The organism is Roseibium sp. RP-7, assembly GCF_053005225.1.
Map to the genome: position 1 here is coordinate 544,802 of NZ_JBRKQA010000001.1, position 12,588 is coordinate 557,389.

Here is a 12,588-nt window from a genome sequence, read left to right on the forward strand (position 1 = left end):
GGCGGATGAGCCGTTGCCAGTCGTCCGTTGCCATCGATCGCCGAAATGACAGAAAGCAAACCGAGTCTGTCTCTGTCGAGAGAAACGGCATTGCGGGAAGCGTCAATTCTCTTCTCGTTATACCCAAATTGAAAGAGAGTGGATTTACAGGTCACATTTAGAGTTTATCTTGCGGCGAACCAAAAATATTCGCCCAAATGGCTAGCCTTCAATCCGGATCGGTTTCCATTGGGCATATCAGCAAAGGGAGCGGCATGCCTCTGATCAATTACGTAACCCGGGTCCAGTTCGGTTTTGGCGAGCTTGCCACGTTGAAGGAGGAACTGGCGCTCGCCGGAATTTCGCGCCCGCTCGTAGTGACGGACAAGGGCGTGCGCGGGCTCGGATTTCTCGACAAGATTGAAGCCTTCCTCGGCGAGGAGCTGGCAGGCGTCTACGACGAGACCCCAGGCAACCCGAATGAGGCGGCCGTTCGTGTCGCGACTGACTTGTTCAAAGAGGTTGAAGCCGACGGAATTATCGCCATTGGTGGCGGATCGGCGATCGATCTTGCAAAGGCGGTTGCCATCCTCGCCGCACATGGCGGCGCCCTGACGACCTATGCGGTCATCGAGGGGGGCCTGCAAAAAATCACGGCCAAGACCTGGCCGACCATCGCCATTCCGACAACGTCAGGCACCGGTAGCGAAGTTGGACGCGGGGCGATTGTGATACTGGATGATGGCCGAAAAGTCGGCTTGCTGTCTCCATTCCTTGTTCCGAAAGCCGCGATTGTCGATCCGGAATTGACCATGACGCTGCCGCCCGTTTTGACTGCAGCCACTGGAATGGACGCGATCTCGCACTGCATCGAGACCTATCTTGCCCCGTCCTTCAATCCGCCGGCAGACGGCATCGCACTTGAAGGACTGCGCCGCGCCTGGGCGAATATCCGCAAGGCGACGGAAACACCGGATGACAAGGACGCCCGCGCCAACATGGCAATCGCCGCAACCATGGGCGCGATGGCCTTCCAAAAAGGGCTGGGCTGTGTGCACAGCCTCAGTCATGCGCTCGGCGGGCTCAATCCGAAACTGCACCACGGGACCTTGAACGCGGTGTTCATGCCTGCGGTTCTGGAATTCAACAAGGCGGCCCCGACATCCGTCAGCGAGAACAAGTATGCCCGGATGGCCGATGCCATGGGGCTGGCAACCGGTACGGATATCGGCGCGGCCATCAAGGAGATGACGGCGGCCATCGGGTTGCCCGTCAGCCTGTCGGAGCTGGGTGTTTCCGAAGATCTCTTCGACAGCATCATTCAGGGTGCATTGGCCGACCACAGCCACAAGACCAACCCTATTGACGCAACCGCCGACGACTATCTCAGGATGCTGCAAGCTTCTTATTGAAGGGACCGTCTCTGAAACTCCCTTGAGCGCTCTCCGGACCACAGCACCGCCCAGAATCGCCCAGAACCGATGTGTCGGTATTTATGGAAGCTGGCGGTCCGGAAAGCGTCCCTTGGCCGGACGTTCGGCAGACCCTTGACGTCGTCCTGGGAGCTGCCGTTAGGCTCGGGTCGAACGAAGGTCTATAACCAGGAAATGTATCGTCCGTCTGGTTGATAGATAAGTAAATGCGGTCGCTGCGTGAACAGGATACGATGGCCGGCGCAAGAGTAATGGATCTAAAACTTGAACCTTGCGCCGAGGACCGGGCCGTGAACGTCAAGGGCGTCGAGTCCGGCGACATCGTCGAACCGCCACCCGATATACCGGTAGCCTGCGAAAAGATCGACGTTCTTTATTTCATAGCCGATGGCACCAAACAGCTGCCATGTGACGTCCGACTGGCCGGTACCAATGTCGCCGTAATAGCCGACGGACCATCGGTCGGCGAATTTGGTTTCCCCGCGCAAACCAACAACGGCATCGATAACCTGTCCCTGGCCAGACGCGCTGGCATTGAAGTTGCCAAGCGAGAAATCGAGATCGGTATTCAGCCACAGGTAACGAAAGCCGCCGAAGCCGGCGATCGCTGTGCCTGGTGTGTCGATGATCTTGTATCCGAGAGCGTTGGTCGTGATGAAGCCCTGGATGGTCGCATCCAGTTTCGCGTCGAAAGTTCTTCTGACGATCTTCGCTGTTGTGGTCTTTGACCCTTCCAGGTTCATGTAGATCAGGTCGGAATAGACACCGAAGCGGCCCTTCTCGGCTGCGATTGACGTCATCACCGCAAAGCTCAGGTTCTTGATCACCTGGTTGAACGGCATGCTGATATCGTCGCCCGACGCGGTTTCTCCGCCAAGTCCTGCCATCCAGAAATAGGGAGTGACGCTGAAATTCCATCTGTCTTCCACGATTTGCGTGGGGGTAACCGTCGGCTCGGCCGCAAGGTCGGCAGCGGAGGCTGGACCTTGCAATGCAATCAGTGAAACCATGGCGACAGCGTAGGCAAAACGGGTCTTCAATTTTCTACCTTCTCACTTTGCATTCGAACCACGAAACGTCCTTTGGTTACGTCCAGCTTGATGAAGGTAATCGAGACAAGTCCTCGATTTAGTTTCAAGTCTTAAGAAAAAATTCTGAGCAGAAAGCGTGTCACATAGTTATCTCGCGCGCAAATATTACATCGTACGTAACGTTACGTAGTTTCTTCAGGCGTAAATCTGCGTATCTTAATGTTGCTTTTTCTCGTTTATTAAAACCTACGCAGGGGAAGGTGGGTTTCGGGAAGCGTTCCCAGCAGTTACGCGAAAAGTGACTGATCAGTTTCAGTGTGGGGGGAGGTGGAGATGCGTCCATTTAAAGGCTTGATGACGAGCGTTCTCGGATTTGCCCTTTTGCTCGGCATCACGGTGCAGGCAACTGCACAGTCGACGTCCGGCGCGCCGAATGCCACCACTACCCTCAACGGATTGCAGTTGCCACCACCTTCTCAACCATTCGGCGGCAAGATCGACACGCTTGCCGCAGATTCCACTCAGTGGTGGCCGGCGCGCGTTGTCCCGCCTGTCGAAGCACCTAATGTGCTTCTCATAATCACTGACGATTCCGGTTGGGGTATTCCAAGCACATTCGGTGGCGTCATTCCTCACCCGACTATGGATGCGCTTGCAGCGGACGGATTGAGCTTCACAAGCATTCACTCGACCTCGCTCTGTTCGCCTACGCGTGCCGCGCTCATCACAGGGCGCAACCATCACAATGTCGGCTTCGGCGTTATCTCGGAACAGTCGACGGGGTATCCCGGCTACAACAGCATCATCACCGAAGACAAAGCCACGGTGGGCAGGATCCTTCTCGACAACGGCTACAACACGTCGTGGTTCGGCAAGGACCACAACACGCCCGCCTTCGAGGCCAGCCAGAGCGGTCCCTTCGATCAATGGCCGACCGGCATGGGATTTGAATATTTCTATGGCTTTGTTGGCGGAGATGCCAACCAGTGGCAGCCGAACCTTTTCCGGAATACGACCCAGATCTATCCCTTCGATGGCAAACCCGGCTGGAACCTGATGACGGCGATGGCGGACGATGCTATCGACTGGATCACCCGGATGCACCAGATCAATCCGTCCAAGCCGTTTTTCGTCAAGTTCGCGCCCGGCGCCACCCATGCGCCCCATCACCCGACCAAGGAGTGGGTCGACAAGATCAGCGCCATGCATCTCTTCGATGATGGCTGGAACAAGCTCCAGGAAACAATCTTCGAAAACCAGAAGAACATGGGACTGTTTCCGAAAGATGCGAAAATCACGCCTTGGCCGATCGACCACATCAAGAACTGGGATCAGCTCACGGATGTCGAGAAGAAGCTCTTCATTCGCCAGGTCGATGTCTTTGCCGCCTATTCGGCCTATATGGACGATGAAATTGGCCGCGTCGTTCAGGCTCTGAAGGATATCGGCGAATACGAAAACACCCTGATCATCTACATCAACGGAGACAATGGCACGAGCGCCGAAGGCGGCCTGCTCGGCACGCCAAATGAAGTTGCCTATTTCAATGGCATCAATGCCATCCCCGCCGAAGAGCAGATGAAGTGGTACGACGTCTGGGGAACAGAAGCGACCTACAACCACATGGCTGTCGGCTGGACCTGGGCGTTCGACACGCCTTACCCCTGGATGAAACAGATCGCCTCGCAGCTCGGCGGCATCCGGCAGAACATGACAGTCACCTGGCCTGCGAAGATTACCGACAAGGGTGGAAGGCGCGATCAGTTCCTGCATGTGATCGACGTGGTGCCGACCATTCTCGACGTTGCCGGTATCGTTCCTCCGCAAACCGTCGACGGCATCACCCAGGCTCCGATGGACGGCAAAAGCTTTGCCTATCTGTTCGACAAGGCGAATGCCGGCGCACCTCCACCCCGTGACACCCAGTATTTCGAGATGTTCGGTCAGTGGGGCCTCTGGCAAGATGACTGGTTCCTTGCCACAAAGGTGAACCGCGCTCCCTGGGATGCTTTCGGCGCTGCCAATGAGGATCCCCTGAACAATCAGGTGTTCGAACTTTACAATCTCAAGACCGATCCGACGCAAACGACGGATATTGCCGCGGAGAACCCTGACAAAGTTCGGGACCTGAAGGAAACGTTCATCAGGGAAGCAACCAGATACCAGGTGTTTCCTCTTGATGCGTCGGTTGGCCCGCGCGTAGCGGCACCGCGTCCAAACATCACCGCGGGCCGTGACGAGTTCGTCTATACCCGCCCCATGACCGGATTGCCGCAGGGCGATTCACCGAGCATTCTCAACAGCTCCTACGCGATCACTGCCGAACTGACTGTTCCAGAAGGCGGCGCCGAAGGCATGATCCTGACATCGGGAGGCCGCTTTGCGGGCTACGGTTTCTATCTGCTGGACGGGAAACCCGTGTTCCTGTGGAACCTGGTTGATCTGGATAGGATCAAATGGGAAGGCAAGGAAGCACTCTCCCCGGGAAAACACACGCTTGAATTCGACTTCAAGTACGACGGATTGGGGGCTGGAACGCTTGCCTTCAACAACATGAGCGGGGTCGGCCGCTCCGGCACAGGCACGCTCAAGGTCGATGGCAAGGTGGTCGACACCAGGAAAATGGAAAAGACCATCCCGATCATCCTGCAATGGGATGAAGCGTTCGACATCGGCTCGGACACCCTGACCGGGGTGAATGACGCCGACTACAAGCCGCCATTCCCCCTGACCGCCAAACTCGACAAACTGACGATCAAGGTTGACCGGCCAAAGCTTTCCGAGGCGGACATTGCCAAGCTGAAGACGGCCACACAAAGAGCAAGCGATTGACCTTTGTGATGTGTGGACCTGTCGGCAGTCACTCTGGCGGGTGCCATGTGCGTGTGTATGGAAGTCGCGCCTAAAGAGACAGTTGGGGGCCAACAGGTAGTTAGGTTTCAACATCCCTCTATCGGGCCGCTGACATTCGGCTTGCAACCCCATGTTGAACCCAAGTGTTCTCCGAACGAACAAGGTTGGTCAAAGGAGAACAGAAATGGGAACTGTGCAATTTGATCCGAATGCATTGGCGTGCCCAGCTCGGAATGCGGGTCGAAAGGTTTGCGTCAAAAACCGTTGAAACAACGTCAGATCTGGGCAATCCGCTTCTTCCTCGATCGGGAGGAACGCATGATAGATCGTGCGTTGTTTGATCTTGCAATCGACAGCAAGCTGCGCGGCTGCGACCTCGTGACGATGAAGATTGGAACGCTCGTCACAGGAACCGAAATCCGATCCCGAGCGAGGGTCGTTCAGCAAAAGACCGGACGTCCGGTTCAATTCGAAATAACTCCAGATGTGACGGCGAGCTTGCTCGCGTGGCTCGAACGGCGCGGCGGATCGGTCGACGACTATGCCGTCCCTAGCTGAGTTGACCATACCGATCATTTGAGCACTCGCCAGTATGCTCGCCTGGTGGACGAATGGGTGACCGCAATTGGACTGCGCCGTGAAGACTACGGCACTCACTCGCTTCGGCGTACCAAGGCCGTGATGATCTACAAAGCGACCGGCAACCTTCGCGCCATACAAATCCTTTTGGGGCATACCAAGATCGAAAACACGGTCAAGTATCTGGGCGTAGACATCGAAGATGCACTGGAGTTAGCGGAACATACTGGGATTTGAAAACGTCCGGCCCCGCACACTGCGAGGTCGCGCACAACATGGTGATTTCCTATATTTGGAATGCCGCCTACCGGCAGATTGGACGTTCGACAGACCCTTGACGTCGTCCTGGGAGCTGCCGCTGCGTGTACTGGATACGATGGCCGGCGCAAGAGTTATGGATCTAAAACTTGAACCTTGCGCCGAGGACCGGGCCGTGAACGTCAAGTGCATCGAGTCCGGCGACATCGTCGAACCGCCACCCGATATACCGGTAGCCTGCGAAAAGATCGACGTTCTTTATTTCATAGCCGATGGCACCAAACAGCTGCCATGTGACGTCCGACTGGCCGGTACCAATGTCGCCGTAATAGCCGACGGACCATCGGTCGGCGAATTTGGTTTCCCCGCGCAAACCAACAACGGCATCGATAACCTGTCCCTGGCCAGACGCGCTGGCATTGAAGTTGCCAAGCGAGAAATCGAGATCGGTATTCAGCCACAGGTAACGAAAGCCGCCGAAGCCGGCGATCGCTGTGCCTGGTGTGTCGACGATCTTGTATCCGAGAGCGTTGGTCGTGATGAAGCCCTGGATGGTCGCATCCAGTTTCGCGTCGAAAGTTCTTCTGACGATCTTCGCTGTTGTGGTCTTTGACCCTTCCAGGTTCATGTAGATCAGGTCGGAATAAACACCGAAGCGGCCCTTTTCGGCTGCGATTGACGTCATCACCGCAAAGCTCAGGTTCTTGATCACCTGGTTGAATGGCATGCTGATATCGTCGCCCGACGCGGTTTCTCCGCCAAGTCCTGCCATCCAGAAATAGGGAGTGACGCTGAAATTCCATCTGTCTTCCACGATTTGCGTGGGTGTAACCGTCGGCTCGGCCGCAAGGTCGGCAGCGGAGGCTGGACCTTGCGATGCAATCAGTGAAAGCATAGCGACAGCGTAGGCAAAACGGGTCTTCAACATTTTACTTTCTCGCTTTGCAGGGTGGCAGTTTTCGGGTGGAAACCGCAAGTTCGTATCCTTGGAATGGATTACGCTGGCCGAAGGTCTCGTACAGCGGCAATCCTGACTTGGCCGCGGCCCGCAGCGAAGGTCAGGATTGGATGTGACGGGGCTAAAGTACGGTCATTGGATTGCTTCGATTTCTGTCGGCTGCCAGGACTTGTCGAAAAAGGCCGGCAATGGACTGTAGAGACGAAGGATCGTGAACCAACCTTTGTCCGGATCGGTTTGGATCCAGTTGCCGCGCTCCACGCCATCCGGCTGCTCTGGACCGAAATAGACCACCGTGCTGCCATCTTCCGCAGCCACAGCCGCCGGGCTCGGATAGGACTGGCTGCCGGCACGGGGATATTTCTGCGGCGTCTGCAACATCGAGCGGGTCTGATTGTCGTAAACCGTGAAGGACCAGAAGGCCGCGGCTGGAATCCCCTTCGGCAACGCGACCTTGTAGGTTTTGTTCCCGTCAAAGGGCTTGCCGCTGGAATCGACGAAAGCCATCAGATACTGCGAGCCGACTTCCGGAATGCGCATGATCATGCCCGGGCTGTCGAGCGTATAGGCGTAGTAGAATGCCGTGCGGCTGTCGAGCGTGCGCGCACCGGTCGGCGGGAAGGGCTTGAACATGCCGTCTTCAAACAGCGGTGGAGGCGTTTCAAAAAAGGCACCCCCTTCGAACAGCATGTTCCCCCAGTTTGAGCCTTCGTAATAGGCCCATTCAGGATGTTTCATGGCAAATTGCCATTGCAGGGCACGCCCGAAAGCCTGGCCTGTCTGAGCCGCATCCCCGAGGATCTTTTGCATCCGCTCGTCCGGCGCGAACGCCTTCCCGTGGACGATGCCGATGGCGGCGAGTTGCCCGGCGAGCTCCACATCGTAGCTCGTCGCCGGCTCGTTCTGGACATTCTCGTTGAGCAAGTCGAAGAACCCGGCGTCGCTCGGCGGAATGGTGTTGAAGGAGAGGCCACTGGCTTCGATGAACTTGGTTTCCGGGATCTTCGGCTCGCCGGCAAGCCGGACCTTACCCTCCAGCGCCTCGGCGATCGGCGTGCCGAAACTGCCCGGTTTGTAGGGATAGAACTTCAGGTTCTGCTTGATGTTATCGACTGCGGGTTTCGGGTCGTTGCCCCCGGCGATGAATGCCCTCATGGCATAGAGCACCGTGTTGGTCTTCGCGTGGGCGGTGAAATAGCCACCTTCAGGCAACGGTCCGTCATAGTCCGGCCCGACAATCAGGTATTTCCCACCAAGACCCCGGTCCGGCCCCGGCTTGCCGATATCGATCACCCACTGAAACCACATGTCGTTGAGCGCGCCGAGACCGTCCTTTGGCTGGTCGATGACCACCGGACCTTCTGAGAGGTCGAGATAGGCAAGATAGTAGACGGTGTCGGCATTTGCCGTCAGAAACAGGGACTCGGACCCCATCAACTCGGAGAATATGAGGACATCGCCGCTTCCGGCTCCGGCGCTCTCCATGCCCTTCTTGATCGCAAGAGCCGATGCGCCGCGGAAACTGTTGTTGTAAGCGTTGAGCGCGCGGGTGAAATCGATGGTATCGAATACGGTTTGAGCAGTCTTGTCGGTTGGGGTGCCCTTGTTGAATTCGAGTGTCCCGATACGCGTATCGACGGATTCGGGCGCCGACAGGGACTTGAGAACCTCAGATGGAACTTCCGCTGCTGCGATTCCTCCGGAGCCGAAGGAAACCGCAGTCAACAGGACTGCAGCAACCCTGTGTGCGATGGAAATCTGCATTTCATCCTCCAATAGAAATTCGACAGTCAGACAAGCTACGTCACATGCTTCAATTGACCTCGTCATTTCACGACAGACAGTTGAATTTGGACAATCACGCCTTGCCCATGTTCCTTTCGCGAAATTGGCTGGGTGTGACACCGGCCCACTGCCGGAAGGATCGCGAAAAATTGGACGTATCCTGAAAACCGACTTCCAGAGCGATGTCGTGAATTCGATTGCACGGATCTTCCAGCAGATGCAGCGTTTTTTCGAAACGGACCCGAGACAGAAGTTCGGAATAGTCATGATCACGCGCAGCGAGCCTGCGCTGCAGCGTACGCGGATGAACCCCCAGCGCAGCTGCCACTTCTTCCAGCCCACAACGGCCTTCCGGCAGGAATGTTGCGATGACCTGCCTTAAAGAGCCGAGAAAATCGCCACTTGGAACGCCTGCATCGAACGCCTCTTCATCCCGCGCGTTCGAACCGCAGGAATGTGGTTGACGCAAAGGCCTGCTAAGCAAGTTCTGCGAAAAAGAAAGACCATTAAACTTCGAATGACGAATTTCCGCGTCGCCAAATTCCTCACGAAGTGCAGATGCATTCTCGAGGTCATCGATCTTGACTATTTCGGGCTGCCAATGTCGCCCGGCTGCAAGTCGAATGACATCCCGCATCAACAGCAGTGCGCAGTCACGGGCATAGCGGCTGCCACAATCCGGTTTCTGCAGGTAGCTATGGAGAAAAAAGGCGAGATTGTTTCTATCGCGTTCCCACCAAATGCGTTCCGCGGAACTGTAGAGGGGAAACATCAAGTGAAACTTGCCCAAAGCATCGTGCAATGTCAGCGACCGTCGAACACTCCGGCCAAAGGCCCCCAAGCTCTCCACACCAATGTTTCTGCCAACAAGGATCCCGAAGTCCTGTTGGCCAATCTTTCTGGCCCCGCGAGCCAGAAACCTGTGTGCGAGATGCATCGGAACGAACGCTTCGCTATTTCTGCGCACGATTGACGACATCAATTCGCTATCGACACCCGTCTCGACTGTCGCACCTGCAGCTTCCAGAAACTCAACAAAAGGAAGATAGGCGCTACCTCGAACTTGCGGAATCGGCCCCATAAATTCCCCCCCCCCCCTGAGAAAACCGCCACACTATATTACGCTACGTAAGATGTGATTTCTATAAGTATTATTTTAGGTGACTGCGATCAGTGGTTGAGGTCGTGACCTTTGAAACAGGACGGCTGATTAAGAGAACCACCGCTCCCAAGCCGCCAGTCCGGTCGCGGCCCATTCCCGACACCTACCGATATGTATTAATTGCCGAACTCGTATTGTTGAGCGCTAAGCCAGCTGCCTGAACGCAGCTTCAGAATTCCTTCATCTTCGACGGATCGAACCCGTCAATGATGCTCTCTCAGTCAGGTCAGGAAGGCCTTGAGGCTGTTGAAGGTTTGCACAATGGTTCTTGGCGCCAGTTCTGCAAGAGGGGCGCCTTCAGCCTCAGGCTTGGAGATCCGGGTCTAGAACTGAACAATCTCATCCGCGTTCTGAAGCGGCCCCCGCCATCGAGCGAAAGCTGCACGTCCTGCGCTCAATGTTTGATGCGAGAAGGCGGAGAAACTCTCGCTCACAACTCACGTCTCAAACGCTAAGTGGCGATGATCCGAGTTGCAGCGAATTTTGTGCGGGATGAAATCAATCGGGACAAGCCGTGGAAAGATCGCCAAGTTGATGGGCTGGCAGACCTGGCAATAAAAAATTAGTAATTTCAATGTCTTGGAAAGAGAAATGGCGGACAGAGAGGGATTCGAACCCTCGATACGGTTGCCCGTATACACGCGTTCCAGGCGTGCGCCTTCAACCACTCGGCCACCTGTCCGTCGCAAGCGTCACCCGCTTGAGTGGGGCGCAATATACCCATGGCGCGATCAAGTGCAAGCACTTGAACAAGTTTTTTTTTCGGTGCCTGGCCGCTGTGGATTGTCGAGGGGTTGCGGGGCTTGGACGAGCTGCAAAAAACGGCTGTAACGTGCCATGCAGCCGGCAATGCCTGGACCGAAAAAATCTTTCCTGTCATGGCAGTACCAAGGCGGTTTGTCTGCGGCTGGAGGCTGGCCGGGCGCATGTATGGCCGCGCAGAATCAGCGTCTGGTGTTTTCGAAGGTCGAGAGACGTCTCGCCGACAAGATCATGGCACGGCTTGGTCTCTGTGCGGGAAGATAACCTCGCTTGGGGTTCGGCGTTGCGATAGGCCGGGGAGACGAGGCGGCCACGGTGTGACACAAGTCTGAGCAGGCGGCTTTGTGCTTGCGTATTGGGGAAATGCTGCACTGCAACTACCGCGCTACCTGAATTTATTTCGAAGCATTTGAAACGAAAGCACTTGCGAAAGCCGGGAACCAAAGTCACAAGAATGTGTTGAATATCAAATCTTGTTCCTGCGCGGGGTGATATTACCCTAAAGGAATGCTCAACATCCGGCGGCTAATATTTGAAGGCCTGACTGGAGCGAGCGCTCCGTTTAATATTTTGGCAAAGCTGAAAGCAAAGCGATGATCAGTGTTTTGAAGTTTTTATTCCGCATCCTCGGCTACGGCTTTGTCGCCGTCGCGATTATTGCCGGCATTTCTGATGCCAGTTCTTCCATTGCCCTGTCCGAAATCCGTCTGGCCCAACTTGGCCAGGTCTGGCAGAACCTGTCGCCTGCCTCTCTCGAAATGGCGGAAGCCCACATCGTGGCGTCTTTTGACCCGACGGTCTGGCAGACCCTGAAAGAGACTGTTCTGACCTGGCCGGTCTGGGCGGTCTTCGCTCCGATCGGCCTGGCGCTGCTTTGGCTGGGAGCCAAGCGCCGCAGCCAGCGTGCGCTTTACGCCTGACGCGGCTTCTTGCAGCACCAGACGAGGTGTCGCAAAACGGCAGTTTCAGCTCACACGCGAACACCGTTGCGTGACGGGCCTCTTGGAAAGCGGGCGCAGCTGCGCCACATTAGCTCCTGAAATAAGCCGACTGCTTCCCGGGATCCTCGAGAGGCTTTGTTGGCATGTGTGGGAGAAAGCCATGTCGTTCATGACGATGCTGACCAAGAAATTTTCGCTGCCGGCCAAGGACGAGGCCCTGCCGGGGCGGTCCGAGGCGATCCGGCCGGCTGAGCCGCATTTCGTCAATGGACGGCCACTCGCAGGCCCCTATCCGGACAACATGAAAACCCTTGTGGTCGGAATGGGCTGCTTCTGGGGCGCTGAACGCCTGTTCTGGCAGCTGCCCGGTGTCTATGTCACCGCGGTCGGCTACGCGGGCGGATATACGCCCAACCCGACCTACCATGAAACCTGCACCGGGCGCACGGGCCACACGGAAGTGGTCCTGGTCGTTTATGACCCGGCGGAGATTTCCCTCGAAGATCTTCTGAAGGTCTTCTGGGAAAATCACGACCCGACCCAGGGCATGCGCCAGGGCAATGATACCGGTACCCAGTATCGCTCGGCCGTCTACGTGAGCGAAGGCGACGACCTTGCCGGAGCCGAACAGTCGAGGCAAGCCTATCAGGCCGCCCTGAAGGCCGGTGGCGTGGCAAGCTCCATCACGACGGAAATCCGGGAGCTGGATACCTTCTATTTCGCCGAGGATTACCATCAGCAGTATCTGGCCAAGAACCCGGCCGGCTATTGCGGGATCGGCGGCACGGGCATCTCATGCCCGGTCGGGCTGGGCCAGACCGCCTGACGGCAGTCCGATCGCTAGCTT

General features: G+C 56.5%; 8 protein-coding genes, 1 tRNA gene and 1 pseudogene. 5 read left to right on the forward strand and 5 right to left on the reverse strand.

Features of this window, described 5'->3' with window-relative positions:
* Positions 1-254 precede the first annotated feature (254 nt).
* The gene (gbd, locus tag ACVDG9_RS02465; protein WP_447237224.1) at positions 255-1,391 is read left to right on the forward strand and encodes a 4-hydroxybutyrate dehydrogenase; all 1,137 of its coding nucleotides are present in this window, start codon (positions 255-257) and stop codon (positions 1,389-1,391) included.
* A 278-nt stretch (positions 1,392-1,669) separates the two neighbouring features.
* Here gbd and ACVDG9_RS02470 read toward each other — a convergent pair whose 3' ends face one another.
* Complete coding sequence (locus tag ACVDG9_RS02470) at positions 1,670-2,452, reverse strand: hypothetical protein (RefSeq protein WP_447237225.1); 783 nt, start codon at positions 2,450-2,452, stop codon at positions 1,670-1,672.
* Positions 2,453-2,776: 324 nt separating this feature from the next.
* Here ACVDG9_RS02470 and ACVDG9_RS02475 point away from each other — a divergent pair, with 324 nt between their 5' ends.
* Together ACVDG9_RS02475 and ACVDG9_RS02480 are read left to right on the forward strand one after the other, a co-directional pair.
* Positions 2,777-5,275 (forward strand): arylsulfatase, encoded by a 2,499-nt coding sequence (locus tag ACVDG9_RS02475; protein ID WP_447237226.1) that lies wholly within the window; start codon positions 2,777-2,779, stop codon positions 5,273-5,275.
* Between the two features lie 205 nt (positions 5,276-5,480).
* Positions 5,481-6,112 (forward strand): annotated as a pseudogene (locus ACVDG9_RS02480) (tyrosine-type recombinase/integrase).
* 163 nt (positions 6,113-6,275) lie between these two features.
* Here the strand turns inward: ACVDG9_RS02480 and ACVDG9_RS02485 are convergent.
* From ACVDG9_RS02485 to ACVDG9_RS02500, 4 genes are all read right to left on the reverse strand, one after another.
* Positions 6,276-7,061, reverse strand: a complete 786-nt coding sequence (locus tag ACVDG9_RS02485) for a hypothetical protein (RefSeq protein ID WP_447237227.1) — start codon at positions 7,059-7,061, stop codon at positions 6,276-6,278.
* A 162-nt stretch (positions 7,062-7,223) separates the two neighbouring features.
* On the reverse strand, positions 7,224-8,855 hold the full coding sequence (locus tag ACVDG9_RS02490) for a DUF1254 domain-containing protein (RefSeq protein ID WP_447237228.1): 1,632 nt from the start codon (positions 8,853-8,855) through the stop codon (positions 7,224-7,226).
* Positions 8,856-8,949: 94 nt separating this feature from the next.
* Positions 8,950-9,957 (reverse strand): helix-turn-helix transcriptional regulator, encoded by a 1,008-nt coding sequence (locus ACVDG9_RS02495; RefSeq protein WP_447237229.1) that lies wholly within the window; start codon positions 9,955-9,957, stop codon positions 8,950-8,952.
* A gap of 673 nt (positions 9,958-10,630) precedes the next feature.
* Positions 10,631-10,720: transfer RNA gene (locus ACVDG9_RS02500), tRNA-Ser, on the reverse strand.
* A 685-nt stretch (positions 10,721-11,405) separates the two neighbouring features.
* On the opposite strand from ACVDG9_RS02500, the gene ACVDG9_RS02505 reads away from it, so the two are divergent.
* Complete coding sequence (locus tag ACVDG9_RS02505; RefSeq protein ID WP_145903647.1) at positions 11,406-11,720, forward strand: hypothetical protein; 315 nt, start codon at positions 11,406-11,408, stop codon at positions 11,718-11,720.
* 181 nt (positions 11,721-11,901) lie between these two features.
* A complete protein-coding gene (gene msrA / locus ACVDG9_RS02510; RefSeq protein WP_447237230.1) occupies positions 11,902-12,567 on the forward strand; it encodes a peptide-methionine (S)-S-oxide reductase MsrA in 666 nt (221 codons plus the stop codon).
* Positions 12,568-12,588 lie beyond the last annotated feature (21 nt).